At 62.2% G+C, this 17,930-nt stretch carries 16 protein-coding genes; all 16 read right to left on the reverse strand.

Annotated elements, in window-relative coordinates:
* Window positions 1-26 precede the first annotated feature (26 nt).
* Entirely contained in the window at window positions 27-695 is a 669-nt protein-coding gene (hisG, locus tag BM193_RS23550) for an ATP phosphoribosyltransferase (RefSeq protein ID WP_092801531.1), read from the reverse strand.
* 146 nt (window positions 696-841) lie between these two features.
* Complete coding sequence (gene murA / locus BM193_RS23555; protein WP_070257789.1) at window positions 842-2,092, reverse strand: UDP-N-acetylglucosamine 1-carboxyvinyltransferase; 1,251 nt, start codon at window positions 2,090-2,092, stop codon at window positions 842-844.
* Between the two features lie 4 nt (window positions 2,093-2,096).
* A complete protein-coding gene (locus BM193_RS23560; RefSeq protein WP_010402134.1) occupies window positions 2,097-2,333 on the reverse strand; it encodes a BolA family protein in 237 nt (78 codons plus the stop codon).
* 58 nt (window positions 2,334-2,391) lie between these two features.
* Complete coding sequence (locus tag BM193_RS23565) at window positions 2,392-3,153, reverse strand: ABC transporter permease (protein ID WP_034753822.1); 762 nt, start codon at window positions 3,151-3,153, stop codon at window positions 2,392-2,394.
* Entirely contained in the window at window positions 3,150-4,067 is a 918-nt protein-coding gene (locus tag BM193_RS23570) for an ABC transporter ATP-binding protein (protein ID WP_092801534.1), read from the reverse strand. The genes BM193_RS23565 and BM193_RS23570 overlap by 4 nt, the downstream gene beginning before the upstream one ends.
* Before the next feature lie 210 nt (window positions 4,068-4,277).
* A complete protein-coding gene (locus tag BM193_RS23575) occupies window positions 4,278-4,625 on the reverse strand; it encodes an STAS domain-containing protein (RefSeq protein WP_092801537.1) in 348 nt (115 codons plus the stop codon).
* Between the two features lie 52 nt (window positions 4,626-4,677).
* A complete protein-coding gene (locus tag BM193_RS23580; RefSeq protein WP_092801540.1) occupies window positions 4,678-5,313 on the reverse strand; it encodes an MlaC/ttg2D family ABC transporter substrate-binding protein in 636 nt (211 codons plus the stop codon).
* 72 nt (window positions 5,314-5,385) lie between these two features.
* On the reverse strand, window positions 5,386-6,276 hold the full coding sequence (locus tag BM193_RS23585) for an MlaA family lipoprotein (RefSeq protein ID WP_092801542.1): 891 nt from the start codon (window positions 6,274-6,276) through the stop codon (window positions 5,386-5,388).
* Window positions 6,273-6,743, reverse strand: coding sequence for an outer membrane lipid asymmetry maintenance protein MlaD (mlaD, locus tag BM193_RS23590; RefSeq protein WP_092801545.1), 471 nt, complete (start codon window positions 6,741-6,743; stop codon window positions 6,273-6,275). Before mlaD ends, BM193_RS23585 begins: the two co-directional genes overlap by 4 nt.
* An 80-nt stretch (window positions 6,744-6,823) precedes the next feature.
* Window positions 6,824-7,606: a lipid asymmetry maintenance ABC transporter permease subunit MlaE gene (mlaE, locus tag BM193_RS23595; protein WP_092801548.1), complete on the reverse strand. Its 783-nt coding sequence runs from the start codon at window positions 7,604-7,606 to the stop codon at window positions 6,824-6,826.
* On the reverse strand, window positions 7,603-8,412 hold the full coding sequence (locus BM193_RS23600) for an ABC transporter ATP-binding protein (protein ID WP_092801688.1): 810 nt from the start codon (window positions 8,410-8,412) through the stop codon (window positions 7,603-7,605). Before BM193_RS23600 ends, mlaE begins: the two co-directional genes overlap by 4 nt.
* Before the next feature lie 243 nt (window positions 8,413-8,655).
* Window positions 8,656-10,119, reverse strand: coding sequence for a glutamate synthase subunit beta (locus BM193_RS23605; RefSeq protein WP_092801551.1), 1,464 nt, complete (start codon window positions 10,117-10,119; stop codon window positions 8,656-8,658).
* Window positions 10,120-10,199: 80 nt separating this feature from the next.
* Complete coding sequence (locus BM193_RS23610) at window positions 10,200-14,900, reverse strand: glutamate synthase-related protein (RefSeq protein ID WP_092801554.1); 4,701 nt, start codon at window positions 14,898-14,900, stop codon at window positions 10,200-10,202.
* A gap of 194 nt (window positions 14,901-15,094) precedes the next feature.
* Window positions 15,095-15,802 (reverse strand): transposase, encoded by a 708-nt coding sequence (locus tag BM193_RS23615; protein ID WP_092801558.1) that lies wholly within the window; start codon window positions 15,800-15,802, stop codon window positions 15,095-15,097.
* Window positions 15,803-15,957: 155 nt separating this feature from the next.
* Window positions 15,958-16,638, reverse strand: coding sequence for a response regulator transcription factor (locus BM193_RS23620; protein WP_034753797.1), 681 nt, complete (start codon window positions 16,636-16,638; stop codon window positions 15,958-15,960).
* 137 nt (window positions 16,639-16,775) lie between these two features.
* Window positions 16,776-17,903, reverse strand: a complete 1,128-nt coding sequence (locus BM193_RS23625; RefSeq protein WP_092801561.1) for a PAS domain-containing sensor histidine kinase — start codon at window positions 17,901-17,903, stop codon at window positions 16,776-16,778.
* Between the last annotated feature and the right edge of the window lie 27 nt (window positions 17,904-17,930).

Below are 17,930 nucleotides of genomic sequence, written 5' to 3' on the forward strand. Positions count from 1 at the left end.
AATCGGCTTTCTGCTACTGAATGTGTCTAGGCTTGCGAGGCGCGTTCAAACGCCTCGATAATCGGCTGCAAGCGCTCGCGCTTGAGCTTTAATGCCGCCTGGTTGACCACCAGGCGCGACGAAATTTCCATGATGTGCTCGACCTCGACGAGGTTGTTCGCGCGCAGGGTGCTGCCCGTGCTGACCAGGTCGACGATGGCGTCGGACAGGCCGACCAGCGGGGCCAGTTCCATCGAGCCATACAGCTTGATCAGGTCGACGTGCACGCCCTTGGCGGCGAAGTGCTCGCGCGCCGTGTGCACGAACTTGGTGGCCACGCGCAGGCGCGCGCCCTGGTGCACGGCCTTTTCGTAATCAAAGCCGGCCTGCACCGCCACCGACATGCGGCAGGAGGCGATATTCAGGTCGATCGGCTGGTACAGGCCTTCGCCGCCGTGTTCCAGCAGCACGTCCTTGCCCGCCACGCCGAAATCGGCCGCGCCGTACTGCACATAGGTCGGCACGTCGCTGGCGCGCACGATGATGACGCGCACGTTCGGATCGTTGGTGGCCAAAATCAGCTTGCGCGAGGTCTCCGGGTTTTCCAGCACCTGGATGCCGGCCGCTTCCAGCAGCGGCATGGTGTCCTCAAAAATGCGGCCCTTCGACAGCGCCAAAATCAGCTGGGAGCTGTCGCCCGTATTCGATCCGTTCATGCTCGTTCCTTACTCATTTATGATTTACAACACCTGACAAAACCGTAGCGAGCGAAAGTGATTTGTGGTCGAGAAGCGCAACTGTACGAAGGTACAGTGAGCATCGCAGGCCGCAAAGCACGACGCGCAGTAGGTTTTGACAGGCGTTACTTGATGCGTACGATGTTGGCGCCAACTGCCGAGAGCTTCACTTCCATGCGGTCGTAGCCGCGGTCGAGGTGATAGATGCGGTCGATCAGCGTTTCGCCGTCGGCGGCCAGGGCCGCGATCACCAGCGACGCCGAGGCACGCAAGTCCGTCGCCATCACGGGCGCGCCACGCAGCTGCTTGACGCCGGCGATGATGGCCGTATTGCCTTCGATGGTGATGTCGGCGCCCAGGCGGTTCATTTCCTGCACGTGCATGAAGCGGTTCTCGAAGATCGTCTCGGTGACGCGGCTGGCGCCATTGGCGATGGTGTTCACGGCCATGAACTGCGCCTGCATGTCGGTCGGGAAGCCCGGGTATTCCGTGGTGCGGAAGCTGACGGGGTTCGGGCGGGCCGACATCTCGGCGCGGATCCAGTCGGCGCCGAAGGTCATCGTCAGGCCCATGGCGCGCAGCTTGTCGAGCGCCGCGTCGAGGATATCGGTGCGCACGTTGCGCAGGGTGATGTCGCCGCCGGTGGCCGCCACGGCGCACAGGAAGGTGCCCGTTTCGATACGGTCGGCGATCACCGCGTGCGAGGCGCCGTGCAGCGCGTCGACGCCCTGGATCACCAGGCGGCTGGTGCCGATGCCGTCGATCTTCGCGCCCATGGCCACCAGCAGGTGTGCCAGGTCGGTCACTTCCGGTTCGCAGGCGGCGTTTTCCAGGATGGTCTCGCCTTCGGCCAGGGTCGCGGCCATCAGCAGATTCTCGGTGCCGGTGACGGTGATCATGTCGGTGACGATGCGCGCGCCTTTCAGTTTGGCGCACTTGGCGTAAATATAGCCCGCCTCGATGCGGATCTCGGCGCCCAGCGCTTCCAGGCCCTTGATGTGCTGGTCGACGGGGCGCGAGCCGATGGCGCAGCCGCCCGGCAAGGACACCTTGGCTTCGCCGAAGCGCGCCAGCATGGGACCCAGCACGAGGATCGAGGCGCGCATGGTTTTCACCAGTTCATACGGCGCTTCCAGGGTGTCGATGGCGCTGCCGTTGAGAACCACGCGGTCGCCGTCCTGCTGCACCTTCAGGCCCGTCTGGCCCAGCAATTTGAGCATGGTGGCGACGTCGTGCAAATGCGGCACGTTGGTCAGGTCCAGGTCGCCCGCGGTCAGCAGGCCCGCGCACAGGATGGGCAGGGCGGCGTTTTTCGCGCCGGAGATGGCGATGTCGCCGTTCAGGCGGTTGCCGCCGTTGATGAGGAGCTTGTCCATGTGCTTATCCTTGGAATTCTTCAGGTGTCAGGGTTTTCATCGACAGCGCGTGGATTTCCTCGCGCATGCGGTCGCCCAGCGCCGCGTAGACGATCTGGTGGCGGGCGATCAGACGCTTGCCGGCAAACGCGGGCGAGACGATCACGGCCTGGAAGTGCTGGCCGTCGCCCTCCACTTCGAGGTGCGTGCATTCGAGGCCGGCCGACAGGTAGCCGTGGATCAGTTCTGGAGTGGTGGTCACGATAAGTCCTTGATATTGAAGAATTGGGTAATTGAGCTTGCCGCCATCGGTGGCGCAGTTAGTGACGCAAACGATAGCCGCTTTTCAGCAGGCGGATCGATGCCAGCGCCAGGATCACGAGGAAGCCGGCGACGATGGAAAGGCTGAGCCACGGGCTGACGTCGGACACGCCGAAGAAGCCGTAGCGGAAGCCGTCGATCATGTAAAAGAAGGGGTTCAGGTGCGATACCGTCTGCCAGAAGGCGGGCAGCGAGTGGATCGAATAGAACACGCCCGACAGGAAGGTGGCCGGCATGATCAGGAAGTTCTGGAAGGCGGCCAGCTGGTCGAATTTCTCGGCCCAGATGCCGGCGATCAGGCCCATGGTGCCCAGCATGGCGGCGCCCAGGAAGGCGAAGACGACGATCCACAGGGGCGCGACAAACGACAGGTCGGCGAACCAGCAGGTGATGGCAAACACGCCAAAGCCCACGGCCAGGCCGCGCGCGACGGAAGCGAGTACATACGCCGAGAAGATTTCCCAGTGCGACAGGGGCGTGAGCAGCACGAACACCAGGTTGCCCGTGATCTTCGACTGGATCAGCGAGGACGAGGAATTGGCGAAGGCGTTTTGCAGCACGCTCATCATCACCAGGCCGGGAATCAGGAAGGCCGTGTAGCTGACGCCGGGGCTCGGTTCGACGCGGCCGTCGAGCACGTGGCCAAAGACCAGCAGGTACAGCATGGACGTGAGCACGGGCGCGGCCACGGTTTGCGTCGCCACCTTCCAGAAGCGCAGCGTCTCTTTGTAGACGAGGGTGCGAAATCCTGTCGAAATCATACGGTACCTTTATCCATGATCTGCAAGAAGATATCTTCCAGGTCGGCTTGTTGCAATTGCATTTCATCGATCTCGGCGCCCGCTTCGCGCAGGCGGGCGAGGATTTTTTCGACTTCGCTGTATTCGTTGACGCGCAGGCTGAACTTGTTCGGCGCCTGCTGCTCTTCCGGGTGCAGCACCAGGTGCTGCAGGTCGGCCGGCAGGGCGCCGTTTTTCAGGTGCACCTGCAGCTGCGAGCCGGCGATGCGGCGGATCAGCGCCGACATGGTATCGAGCGCCACCACCTTGCCGGTTTTCAGCATGGCGACGCGCTGGCACATGGCTTGCGCCTCTTCCAGGTAGTGCGTGGTCAGCACGACCGTGTGGCCGCCTTCGCGGTTCAGGCGCGAAATGAACTTCCACAGGGTCTGGCGCAGTTCCACGTCGACGCCGGCCGTCGGCTCATCGAGCACGATGACGGGCGGCTTGTGCACCAGCGCCTGGGCCACGAGCACGCGGCGCTTCATGCCGCCGGACAGGGCGCGCATGTTGGTGTCGGCCTTGCCGGTCAGGTCGAGGTTTTCCATGACCTCGTCGATCCACTTGTCGTTGTTCGGCAGGCCGAAATAGCCGGACTGCAGGCGCAGGGTTTCGCGCACGGTGAAAAACGGGTCGAACACCAGTTCCTGCGGCACCACGCCCAGGTTGCGGCGCGCGTTGCGGAAATCCGTGACCACGTCGTGGCCGTGGATCTTGACGGTGCCCGCGTCGGGCCGTATCAGGCCGGCGATGATGGAAATGAGGGTGGTCTTGCCGGCGCCGTTGGGGCCGAGCAGGCCAAAGAACTCGCCTTCCTCGATGGCCAGCGACACGCCGCCCAGCGCCTTGAGCGATTTATAGCTCTTTTCTACATTCGTTATTTGAATTGCGGTCATGTGCTTGTTTCAAGTGTAATGCGTCTGGTGTGATGCGCCAGTGCCGGCGGTGATGCAGGCCGACCGGCCGGTGCAGGGCGCCACCTTCAGGCGAGGTAGCGCAACAGTCAATTATAGTTGGAAAATTCGTGGAACACTTGGAGTTCAATCCGGCGGCGCTGCTGGCCTGCCGGCTTGAAAGCTACTGCTGATGCGGGGAGTGGGACAGGATCAATGATGATGCAGGTCGGACGGGCTGCGTTCGGCGTGGCCGCCGGCGCTGCCGCAGTCCTCGGCCGTCAACGTGCTCGAGACGAGCGAGCAGACGCCATACAGCTTGGTGAGGTTTTTCAGGTTCGTCGGCAGGTTCTTCAGCTCCAGCACGGCGCCCGCGTCCTGCGCGGCGCGTTGCCACGTCAGCATGACGGAGACGGCGGCCGAATCGACGGCCTTGACGTTGCGCAGGTCGAACTTGGTCTGACCCGAGCGGATGGCGTCCAGACCCTGCTCCAATGCCGAGGTGGCATTGTGCACGGTCAGGGAAGTCAGGGACTGCAAGGTGTCGAGAGAGTCGGGCATGGCGTCGGGCTGCGCTGGTCTGGAGCTGGGTCAGGAGCTATATGATAGCCGATTATTTGGCTTTGGCAGCGGGACGGCTGGCCAGGGCCTTGTTTTTCGCCTGCAAGGTCTTGATCAGGCCATCGATGCCGCCCTTGCTGATCTCGCTGGCGAAGCTGCTTTTGTAGGTTTCCACCAGCCACGCGCCCAGCACGTTGATGTCATAGATCTTCCAGCCGCTCGGGGTTTTCGCCACGCGGTAGTTCAGGGGCACGGGTTCGCCGCGCGCCATGTTCACCTGCGAGCGCACTTCCACTTCCGTATCGCTCGGATCGGCGCGCAAGGGCTTGAATTCCACGGTTTCATTCTTGATCTGCGACAGGGCGCCCGAATACGTGTAGATCAGCAGGGTGCGGAATTCCGCGGCCAGCTGCTTTTGCTGCTCCGGCGTGGCATCGCGCCAGTAGCGGCCGGCTGCCAGCGACGTCATGCGCTGGAAATCCACATACGGCAGGATCTTGCTTTCCACCAGTTCGGTGACGCGCTTGATGTCGCCAGCCTGGATGGCCTTGTCGGACTTGGCCGTGTCGATCACGTCCTGGCTGATGCGTTTTACCAACACATCAGGCGCTTCCACGGCAGGCGCGGCCTGGGCGGCGGTGGCAAAGGCGATGGTCGCCATCGCGAGCAATTGTTTCATCAATTTCATGGTTCTACCTTTCATGGTGTTGCTATGCACCGGCTGGCGCTGATCGCAGCCGTGGTGTTCTTGTACCGTAGTTTACTCCTGAGGCTTGGCCTCGGAAGCAACGGTATTGCTACCAGATGTTACGAGGTCGGCGGACACGGCATCGGCGGCGGGCACGGCTTGCGCCGCCACTTTCGGCTCTTGCGGCGCCTGCTTCACGTCCTCTTCCGGCTCATAATCGCTGCTATCGTTCTTTTTCGGCGACAGGCGGTCGCGGCGGCTGGTATCGCCATCGAAGACCTTGCTTTCACGCGCCTGCAGGAAACCGTCGCGGATGAATTCATAGCGGTCCAGCGCGGCCGCTTCCATCAGGTTCGTCGCGTCGAGCAGCGCGGCGCGCTTGTCGACCACGCGCGTCACCGTGCCGATATTGCGCACCGAGACAGGGTCCTTGTAGCGCCATGGGTCGCCCGTGATGTCGAGCGGCAGGGCCACCGTGTCGCGCACGGTCGATGGGCCCAGCAGCGGCAGCATCACGTACGGACCAGGCTGTACGCCATACCAGCCCAGGGTCTGGCCGAAGTCTTCGCTGTGCTTTGGAATGCCCGCCTGCGACGCGATGTCGATCAGGCCGAAGATACCGAAGGTCGAGTTCATGCTGACGCGCACGACGTCCTGCAAGCCCGCCTCGCCTTTGCCTTGCAGCAAGTTGTTCACGGCGCTCCAGACGTCGGCCAGGTTGCCGAAGAAGTTGCCCACGCCCGTTTGCACGAACGACGGCGTGACCTTCTTGTAGGCCGTGGCGACGGGCTTGAGGGCCACCTGGTCGACCGTATCGTTGAATTTGAACATGGCGCGGTTGTACCCTTCCAGCGGGTCGCGCGGATTGGTGCCGGTGGCGCAGGCGCTCAGGGTGGCGGCGATGGCCAGGGCCAGGCCGATACGCGCCAGGCTGCCTTGGGATTTCTTGGTCGACTCGCTCATTTGCTGTCCTTTCCTTCTGCTGCCTTGCTGTAGATGAACTGATTGATCAGGTCTTCCAGCACTGTGGCCGATTGAGTGCGGGCAATCTTGTCGCCCTCCGCCAGATTGGCCAAATCACCGCCCGCTTCCAGGCCGATGTATTGCTCACCCAGCAGACCAGCCGTCAGAATCTTGGCCGAGCTGTCTTTCGGGAATTTGTAGCCATCTTCGATATCGAGTTTCACCAGCGCCTGGTAAGTCTTGTCGTCAAACGTGATTTCGGCCACGCGTCCGACCACCACGCCGGCGCCCTTGACGGGTGCCTGCGGCTTGAGACCGCCAATATTGTCGAACTTGGCGCTAATGGTATACGTCTTGCTGAATGACAGCGAGCTCATATTGCCGGCCTTGAGCGCCAGAAACATCAACGCCGCCACGCCCAGCAAGACGAACAAGCCAACCCAGACATCCAAAGATTTACGTTGCATAAACAATCCTAAATAATTTTTACTTGCCGCCACCTGCGCAGAACACCACCCAGGCCGCTGATTTTGTCGCCTATTGGCAATTACTTGCTAAACATCAACGCCGTCATCATGAAATCCAGCCACCACACCATCAGTGACGAAATCACCACGGTGCGCGTGGTGGCACCGGAGACATCCTCCGGCGTCGGCTGTGCCTGGTAACCCTGGAACAGGGCGATGAAGGTCACCGCGATGCCGAAGACCAGGCTCTTGATGGTGCCGTTACCGACTTCTTTCCAGACATCCACGCCGCTTTGCATCTGCGACCAGAACGAGCCTTCATCGACGCCGATCAGCACCACGCCGACCAGGTAGCTGCCGATGATGCCGACGGCCGTAAACAGGGCGCCGAGCACCGGCATGGCGATCACGCCGGCCCAGAAACGGGGGGCCAGCACGCGCTGGATCGGATTGACGGCCATCATTTCCATGGCCGACAACTGCTCGCCCGCCTTCATCAGGCCGATTTCCGCCGTCAGCGACGTGCCGGCGCGGCCCGCAAACAGCAGCGCCGTGACGACCGGGCCCAGTTCGCGCGTCAAGGACAGCGCCACCAGCAAGCCCAGCGACTGCTCGGCGCCATACGTGGTCAGGGTGTAATAGCCCTGCAGGCCCAGCACCATGCCGACGAACAGGCCGGACACGACAGTAATCACCAGCGAGCGGTTACCGATAAAAAACAGTTGTTCCGTCACCAGGCGTGGACGGCGCCACAGGCCGCCCGACGAGGCGATGATGATAAAGAACGAACGCACGGCAAAGCCGAGATCTTGTACCGAACGACGCAACCATGCTCCGATAGCCGCCAGGAAACGCGCGATCATCGGCCCACTCCCGTGTGCAAGCCCAGGTCGTCGGCCAGCGACTTGCCCGGATAATGGAAGGGCACGGGGCCATCGGCCTCGGCATTGACGAACTGCTTGACGTACGGATGCGTCGACACGGCCATTTCGGCCGGTGTGCCGTGCGCCACGATCTTGCCCGATGATAGAAAATAGACATAATCAGCGATGGCGAAACACTCCTTCACATCGTGCGATACCAGGATAGACGTGGAGCCCAGCGCATCGTTCAAATTGCGGATCAAATTGGCCGTCACGCCCATGGAAATCGGGTCCAGGCCGGCGAACGGCTCGTCATACATGATCAATTCGGGGTCGAGGGCGATGGCGCGCGCCAGGGCGACGCGACGGCCCATGCCGCCGGAAATCTCCGCTGGCTTCAACTGCGCCGCGTTGCGCAAGCCCACGGCATGCAGCTTCATCAGCACCAGGGTGCGGATCAGCTCTTCATTCAAATCCGTGTGTTCGCGCAGCGGAAAGGCCACGTTCTCAAACGCCGTCAGGTCCGTAAACAGGGCGCCATGCTGGAACAGCATGCCCATTTTGCGGCGCAACTGATATAACTGGTCGGTCCCCAGCGTATGCACGATCTGGCCGTCGACATTCACGGAACCCGAACTGGGACGCAACTGTCCGCCGATCAGGCGCAATACGGTCGTCTTGCCACTCCCGGAACCACCCATGACAGCCACAACTTTTCCACGTGGGAAATCCATTTGAAGGCCCGATAAAATCGAACGTTCTCCATAGGCAAAGTGTAAATCACGGATTTCAACAAGATTTGGCACGACGAGGCTCACTATTTTAATGGCGTATTGTAGTGCAGAAACGCCAATCTCTGCTGAGACACCCCCTTGGACGGCCCGGGACAGGGGGAGAATACAACACTAATGAATCAAAAGTCAGATATTTTATTGTAAAAAACCCGCGCCTGCACGGTGGCCGCCCATGCCGCTGGCGGCGTGAGCAAAATAACAAGGGCCACGACGCATCGCGCGCCGTGGCCCTGGCCTTGCCAATCGCGCGATGGATTAGCGTGGCAGCAAGGAAACACCCATCAGGAACTCATCGACGGCACGCGCGCACTGGCGTCCTTCGCGGATGGCCCACACCACCAGCGACTGGCCACGGCGCATGTCGCCGGCGGCAAACACCTTGGCCACCGAGGTCTGGTAGCAGCCGGCGCCATCCGTTGTCGCCTTGACATTGCCGCGCGCATCCGTGTCGACGCCAAACGCTTCCAGAACTTGTTGCACGGGGGAAACAAAACCCATGGCCAGGAAGACCAGGTCGGCCTTCATCTCGAATTCCGAGTTTGGCACTTCGCTCATCTTGCCGTCTTTCCATTCGACACGGCAGGCGATCAGCTTTTCCACCTTGCCGCCCTTGCCTTCGAAACGCTTGGTGGCCACGGCCCAGTCGCGCTCGCAGCCTTCCTCGTGCGAGGACGAGGTGCGCAGCTTGGTCGGCCAGTACGGCCAGACCAGCGGCTTGTTTTCCTGTTCCGGCGGCTGCGGCATCAGTTCGAACTGGGCCACCGAGGCGGCGCCATGGCGGTTCGAGGTGCCGACGCAGTCGGAACCCGTGTCGCCGCCGCCGATCACCACCACGTGCTTGCCCGTCGCCTTGATCTGGTCCTTGAGCTTGTCGCCCGCGTTGACCTTGTTTTGCAGCGGCAGGAAATCCATGGCGAAATGCACGCCTTTCAGTTCGCGGCCCGGCACAGGCAAGTCGCGCGGCTGCTCGGCGCCGCCGGCCATGATGACGGCGTCGAATTCTTTTTCCAGGTCTTCCGGGAAAATGGTTTCCTTGGCCCAGTTGTTCACGTTGGCAGGGAAATCCTTGCCCACCAGCACGCTGGTGCGGAACACGACGCCTTCCGCTTCCATCTGTTTCACGCGCAGGTCGATGTGCGACTTTTCCATCTTGAAGTCAGGGATGCCATACCGCAGCAAACCACCGACCCGGTCGCTCTTTTCGAAGACGGTGACGGCATGGCCGGCGCGCGCCAGTTGCTGCGCCGCCGCCAGGCCGGCGGGACCGGAGCCGACGATGGCCACTTTCTTGCCGGTGCTGAAGCCGGCCGGCTGCGGCGTGACCCAGCCGTGCTCCCAGCCCATGTCGATGATCTTGTGTTCGATCGACTTGATGCCGACCGGATCTTCGTGGATGCCCAGGGTGCAAGCCGATTCGCACGGCGCCGGGCAGATGCGGCCCGTAAATTCCGGGAAGTTATTCGTCGAATGCAAGATATCGAGCGCTTCGCGGTAGGCGCCGCGGTACACCAGGTCATTCCAGTCGGGAATGATGTTATTCACGGGACAGCCCGTGGTGCAGAAAGGGATGCCGCAATCCATGCAGCGCGCGCCCTGCACGGTCGCCTGGGCGTCCGACAGGTGCAAGACGAATTCCTTGTAGTTCTTCAGACGCGCGGCAGGCTCCAGATAGTGCTCGTCCTGGCGCTTGAATTCCATGAAGCCGGTAATTTTACCCACGATGTTTCCTTTGTATTTGGCTGGCGGGGAGCGGCCGGGCCGCTCCCTGGTCAATTCATTTGGCAATGAGCTTGGCTGGCTCAGGCGGCGACGGCTTGCACTTCCATGGCGGCATCGGCCGCCATTTCGATCAGCGCGCGCTTGTATTCGTTCGGGAAGACCTTCACGAACTTGCCGCGCGCCGCGGCCCAGTCGTCCAGCAAGACGCGGGCGCGGGTGCTGCCCGTGTGCTTGAAGTGACGCTCGATCAATCGCTTGAGGATCACCTCGTCCGCTTCCGGCGCGCCATCGCGGTGCTGCGTATGCCAGGCGTCGCGGTCGACCTGCTGTTCGCTGGCTGACACGACCTTGTCGAGGCTGACCATGGCCGTGTTGCACTTGCTGGCAAAGTCGCCGGCCGGGTCATACACATAGGCTATGCCGCCCGACATGCCGGCCGCGAAGTTGCGGCCCGTGTTGCCCAGCACCACGACCGTGCCGCCCGTCATGTATTCGCAGCCATGGTCGCCCAGGCCCTCGACCACCGTGGTGGCGCCCGAGTTGCGCACGGCAAAGCGTTCGCCGGCCACGCCATTGAAGAAGGCTTCGCCGGCGATGGCGCCGTACAGCACCGTGTTGCCGATGATGATGTTGTCCACGGCCCAGCCGCGGAACTCCGTATTGGGCCGCACGATGATGCGCCCGCCGGACAGACCCTTGCCCACGTAATCGTTGCCCTCGCCCACCAGGTCGATGGTGATGCCGTGCGCCAGGAAGGCGCAGGCCGACTGGCCCGCCGTGCCTTGCAGCTGGATGTGGATGGTGTCGTCCGGCAAGCCGGCATGGCCGTATTTCTTCGCCACTTCGCCGGACAGCATGGTGCCCACCGTGCGGTTGACGTTGCGCACAGGCGAGATGAACGAGACGCGCTCGCCCTTTTCCAGCGCCGCGCGCGCTTGCGCGATCAGCTTGTGGTCGAGCGCCTTTTCCAGCGCATGGTCCTGGTTTTCCACGTGGCGGCAGGCTTGCTCGCCCGTCGTTTCCGGCTTGTGGAAGATGGCCGAGAAGTCCAGGCCCTGCGCCTTCCAGTGCGTGATCGCCTTGGACTTGTCCAGCAAGTCGACCCGGCCGATCAGTTCGTCATACGTGCGGATGCCCAGCTGCGCCATCAATTGACGGGCTTCCTCGGCAACGAAGAAGAAGTAATTGACGACATATTCGGGCTTGCCCGAGAACTTGGCGCGCAGCACCGGATCCTGCGTGGCCACGCCCACCGGGCACGTATTCAAATGGCACTTGCGCATCATGATGCAGCCTTCGACCACCAGCGGCGCCGTGGCGAAGCCGATCTCGTCGGCGCCCAGCAGGGCGGCGATGACCACGTCGCGGCCCGTCTTCATCTGGCCATCGGCCTGCACGCGGATGCGGCTGCGCAAGCCGTTCAAGACCAGCGTTTGTTGCGTTTCAGCCAGACCCAACTCCCACGGCGTGCCCGCATGTTTCACGGACGACAGCGGCGAGGCACCCGTGCCGCCATCGTGGCCGGCGACGACCACGTGATCGGCCTTGGCCTTGGTGACGCCGGCGGCCACCGTGCCGATACCCACTTCCGACACCAGTTTCACGGAAATCGAGGCGCGCGGGTTGGCGTTCTTCAAGTCATGGATCAGCTGCGCCAGGTCTTCGATCGAATAGATGTCGTGGTGCGGCGGCGGCGAGATCAAGCCCACGCCCGGCACGGAAAAGCGCAGGCTGGCGATGTATTCGGACACCTTATGGCCCGGCAACTGACCGCCTTCGCCCGGCTTCGCGCCCTGCGCCATCTTGATCTGGATCTGGTCGGCCGAGTTCAGGTAGGCGGCCGTGACGCCGAAACGTCCCGACGCCACCTGCTTGATGCGCGAGCGCATGGAATCGCCTTCCTGCAGGGGAATATCGACGACGATCTGCTCGCTGCCCACGACGGAAGCCATGGTGTCGCCCTGGCGGATCGGGATGCCCTTCAATTCCTGCGTGTAGCGGTTCGGATCTTCGCCGCCCTCGCCCGTGTTCGACTTGCCGCCGATGCGGTTCATGGCGACCGCAAGCGTTGCGTGCGCTTCCGTGCTGATGGAGCCGAGCGACATGGCGCCCGTGGCGAAACGCTTGACGATTTCCTTGGCCGGTTCCACTTCATCGAGCGCGATGGCCTTGGTCGGGTCGAGCTTGAATTCGAACAGGCCGCGCAGAGTCAGGTGGCGACGGCTCTGGTCGTTGATGATTTGCGCGTACTCCTTATAGCTGGAGAAATTGTTGCTGCGCGTGGAATGCTGCAATTTCGCAATCGCGTCCGGCGTCCACATGTGGTCTTCGCCGCGCACGCGGAACGCGTATTCGCCGCCCGCGTCGAGCTTGTCCGCCAGCACGGGATCGTTGCCGAAGGCCAGCGCGTGCAGGCGCAGCGCTTCTTCCGCCACTTCAAACACGCCGATGCCTTCCACGTTCGAGGCCGTGCCCTTGAAGTATTTGTCGACCAGCGACTTGTTCAGGCCGATGGCTTCGAAAATCTGCGCGCCGCAGTAGGACATGTACGTGGAAATGCCCATCTTCGACATGACCTTCATCAAGCCCTTGCCGACCGCTTTCGTGTAGTTGTAGATGGCTTTGTCGGCCGACAAATCGCCCGGCAAGCCATGCGCCAGCTCGGCCAGGGTTTCCATGGCCAGGTACGGGTGGACGGCTTCCGCGCCATAGCCCGCCAGCAGGGCGAAGTGGTGCGTTTCGCGGGCCGAGCCCGTTTCCACGACGAGGCCGGTGGACGCGCGCAAGCCCTTGCTCACCAGGTGCTGGTGCACGGTGGAGGTGGCCAGCAACGCGGGGATCGCCACCTGGTCGGCGCAAATGGCGCGGTCCGAGACGATCAGGATGTTGTGGCCGGATTTCACGGCGTCGACGGCTTCCGCGCACAGCGAGGCCAGGCACGCTTCCACGCCTTCCTTGCCCCAGGCCAGCGGGTAGCAGATGTCCAGCTCATACGACTTGAACTTGCCGCCCGTGTGGGCGCTGATGTTGCGCAGCCGCGCCATGTCGTCAAAGCCCAGCACGGGCTGCGCCACTTCCAGGCGCATCGGCGGGTTGACGTTGTTGGTATCGAGCAAGTTCGGTTTCGGGCCGATGAAGGACACGAGCGACATCACCATCGCTTCGCGGATCGGGTCGATCGGCGGGTTCGTCACTTGCGCGAATAGTTGCTTGAAGTAGTTATACAGCGGCTTCAATTTGTTCGACATGACGGCCAGCGGCGAGTCATTGCCCATCGAGCCCGTCGCCTCTTCGCCGGCCAGCGCCATCGGCGCCATGAGGAATTTGAGGTCTTCCTGCGTATAGCCGAACGCCTGCTGGCGGTCCAGCAGCGATGGCTGGGCTTTTTCGCCCTGGGCGCGGTCCTGCTTGGCTTGGCCTTCGGCCAGCTTGATCTCGTCGAGCTTGATGCGCACCGAGTTGATCCACGCTTTATACGGCTTGGCGTTGGCGTAGGTGTTTTTCAGTTCCTGGTCGTCGATGATGCGGCCCGCTTCCAGGTCGATCAGGAACATTTTGCCGGGCTGCAAGCGCCATTTCTGGATGATCTTCGATTCCGGGATCGGCAGCACGCCCGATTCCGACGCCATCACCACCAGGTCGTCGTCCGTGACGATGTAGCGGGCTGGACGCAAGCCGTTGCGGTCCAGGGTGCCGCCGATGTGGCGGCCATCCGTGAAGGCCATGGCGGCGGGGCCGTCCCACGGTTCCATCATGGCCGCATGGTACTCATAGAAGGCGCGGCGGTTGTCATCCATCGTCGTGTGGTTTTCCCACGCTTCCGGAATCATCATCATCATCGCCTGGGCGATCGGGTAGCCGGCCATCAGCAGCAGTTCCAGCGCATTGTCGAAGCAGGCCGTGTCGGACTGGCCTTCATAGATCAGCGGAAAGAGTTTCTGCAGGTCGTCGCCCAGCACGGCCGACTTCATCACGCCTTCGCGCGCGCGCATCCAGTTGAAATTGCCTTTCACCGTGTTGATCTCGCCATTGTGCGCGATCAAACGGTAGGGGTGGGCCAGCGGCCATTCCGGGAAGGTATTCGTCGAGAAACGCTGGTGCACCAGGGCCAGGGCCGAGATGCAGCGCGCGTCCTGCAAGTCCTTGTAGTACACGCCCACCTGGTCGGCCAGCAGCAAGCCTTTATACACGATGGTACGGGCCGACATCGATGGCACGAAGAATTCCTTGCCGTGCAACAGTTTCAAGGCCTGGATGGCGTGGCCCGACGATTTGCGGATCACATACAGTTTGCGCTCGAGCGCGTCGGTGACCATGATGTCCGGGCCGCGGCCGATGAAGATCTGGCGGATCACGGGTTCCTTGGCGCGCACGGTGGGCGACATCGGCATGTCCGTATCGATGGGCACGTTGCGCCAGCCCAGAATGACTTGTCCTTCGATGCGCACGGCGCGTTCGATTTCCTGTTCGCACGCGATGCGCGACGCGTGTTCCTTCGGCAGGAAGACCATGCCCACGCCGTATTCGCCAGGCGGCGGCAATTCCACGCCCTGCTTGGCCATTTCTTCGCGGTAGTACTGGTCGGGAATCTGGATCAATATGCCGGCGCCATCGCCCATCAGCGCATCGGCGCCCACGGCGCCCCGGTGATCGAGGTTTTTCAGAATCAGCAAACCCTGTTCGACGATCGAATGGGTCTTGTTGCCCTTGATATGGGCGACGAAACCGACGCCGCAGGCATCGTGTTCATTGGCTGGGTCGTACAGGCCTTGCGCTTTCATGGGCTTCTCCGCTGCATATGACTATCGAAAAACTAGAGTAGTGCAACGCAACAAAAAACTCAACCAGAACAATTAGGGTCGGAGTCGAATTAAATTCGATTCCGTCGCTCTAAAAATTTAATAGGGACATAGTCAAAGGAATTTCAATAAACGATGAGAAAGAAGCCATTTTTTCTTTTAAATGCGAATGCTTGTCAATTGGGGCCGGACTCGGCCACGGTTTTGCGGGGACGGCCCCGCTTGGCAGGCAGCACTTGCCGCTGCATTTTCTGCTCCAGCGCCTGCTTGAACGCCTCGGAACCGAGCGGCCAGCCCTTCAACACGGCCTGTTCCACGACCTTGACCTGGCTGCTGCCCAGGCCCTGCTCGAACAGGCGCAGATACGCCGCCTCGCGGTCGAACGGCGTGTTGCCCAGCGCCCAGTACAGCGCATGGTCGGTGATGACGGGATCGGGCCGCACGCCAGCATGGTGGGCATAGCTGGACCAGGCGTGGTCCAGCACCTGGCCCGCCAGCCCCGCCTGCACGGGCACGGATTCCAGATAACGGCAGCAGGTAAGGAAGAAATTGTCGGGATCGATGACGGCCGTTTTGTAGCGTCCCTGCCACAGTGCGCCTTCGCGGCCGTATTTCTGGTTGAAATACGGCACGTAATAGCGTCCCAGCCACTGCATCAGCTGTCCCAGGCCCGTCGCATCGGCTGGCGTCGCCAATAAATGTAACTGATCTGGCAATAAAACATAGGCGTGGATGGCCACCTTGAACATTTTCGCGCCCGTTTTCAGCCAGGACAAAAATTGCGTGTAGTCAAGCGCGTCCTGGAACACAGGCTGGCGGTTGCTGCCGCGCTGGATCACGTAATGGGGCAGTGCGGGAATGATGAGGCGGGGCAAACGGGCCATGGAAAAAGTCGCAAAATGAAGGCTAAGGCCTTGATTTTACACACTTGTGAGCGCAGGACGCGACTCTGACCCTGTTTAATTTGAAAATCTGGAAAAAGCGCTGGACTCTGTCCCTCTTATGCAGTCGCCCGCTTCCGGGTGACTGGCATCACGGATCAGGACAGGTTGAAACTGGCCGACAGGCTGTAGCCCTCGCCATACGCGCTGCGCAGCGGCAAGTCCTGGCCCAGGCCCGTCTTGGCTTTCTTGCGCAGGCGGTACACGAGCATGTCGACGCGGCGGCCCGCATCGGGGTCTTCGCCGCCCATGCCGGCCACGATGACGTCGCGCGGCACGGGGCGGGTGTTGATGGTCAGCAGGTGCAGGAAGTTGAATTCTTTTTCCGTCAAGGCGATGACGGCGCCCATCAACTCAAGTTGGCGAGCGCTTACTTTCAAGGTCCACTTGCCCGGCTCGGGCACGGGGTCTTGCGGCCCGACGCGGCGGTCGAGCGCCTCGATGTGGGCCGCCAGTTCCGGGAACTTGATCGGCTTGGTCAGGTAATGATCGGCGCCCAGGCGCAGGCCCAGGATGCGGCTGTCGAAAGCGACCCGTCCCGTCAGCACCAGCACGCCGATCTGCGGATACAGCTGGCGCATGCGGGGGATGACATTAAAACCGTCCTCATCGGGCAAGCCCAGGTCCAGTACCACCACGCCGACATTGCCATGGCTGAGCGCAGTCCACATGCCGCCAGCGGAGCTGGTGATATGTACCTCATGCTCGAGCTCTACGAGGAACTCCGCCATGTCTTCGGCGTAGTCGAGATTGTCTTCGACGATCAGTATTTTCGTCATTGCTACGCCATTCTTCCGTTAGTGAGCTGCCGTGGGCAAACCGTGCCAGTGACTTCTGCACCATGATGGACGGCACAATAGGTTTACGTCAAGGAATTATCACGTTTGCCTTCAGCGGAAGCAAGGCTTTTCCTAGTCTAGACGGGAAGCGGCAGCCAAATGCGGAAAAGTGCCCCGCCTTCGGGCAGATTATGCCCGTGCAAAGTCCCGCCATGCACCTCGACGACGGCGCGCGCCATATACAGTCCCAGCCCCGCGCCCGGATGCGTGGCATCGCTTCCACGGCGTCCTTTTTCGAACAGCTGCGCCAGCTCTTCTTCCCGCAGGCCAAGCCCCGCGTCGCGCACGCACAGCGCCACGCCCCCCTCGGGCGCCAGGCTGGCCGACAAGGTGATCGTGCTGCCCGGCGGGCTGAACTTGACGGCGTTATCGAGCAGGATTTTCAGGCACAGCGCCATGCCGGGCACGTCGCAGCGCAGCTTGACGGGCAAGTCCTCGTCCAGTTGCAGTTGCACCGGGTGGCTGGCCGGCACGGTGGCCCCCGCCTGCTGCAGCAGGGCCAGCGGCGCGATGCCGTCGGCGGCCCGCTCGCGGCCGATCGCGGCCATGCGTTCGGGCGACAGGTAATCGTCTATCATGGCCAGCAGGCGGTCGACGGCCGTCTGGATTTTCACGTAGCGCTTGCGCGTGGCCTCGTCCGCCTGCGAGGAGGTCGAGACGAGGCGCTGGATGGCGCCATCGATGGTGGCCAGCGGCGTGCGAAATTCATGCGACAGCATCGAGGCGAAACGCTTCTGCTCCTGTTCCCGTTCCGCCTCCTGCGCCTGGGCCGCGCTGACGTCGCGCACGGTGCCCGCCAATGTCACGCCCCGCCCCGCCGCCGCGGGCACGATGGTGGAATGGATTTCCAGCGCCAATATTTGCCCATCGGCATGCGGCAAGGCCACGTCGCGCAGCAGGGTCAAACGGCTGGTATCGCCATCGCGCCAGCGCTGCAGGCGGGCCGGCACGTCGGCCGCCAGGCGCGCCGCGTGCTCGCGCAGGGCGGCCAGGTCGTGCCCCGTCAGGCGCTGCGCGGCCGGGCTGATATAGATCAATTCGAGGGTGGCGGCGTCGAGCAGGAAGGCGGCGTCGCGGCTGTGTTCAAGCAGCAGGCGACACTGCTGTTCGCCGGCGCGCGCGCGCAACAGGGCGCGGCGCAACTGGATGAAACGCAGCGCCATCAGGATGACGCCGGCAAGCAGCAAGAGGAAAAAGGGCAGCATGCTTTACACCTGGCAAGAAATAATCGC

Origin of the sequence: Janthinobacterium sp. 344 (assembly GCF_900112025.1) — a bacterium.
GTDB lineage: Bacteria > Pseudomonadota > Gammaproteobacteria > Burkholderiales > Burkholderiaceae_D > Janthinobacterium.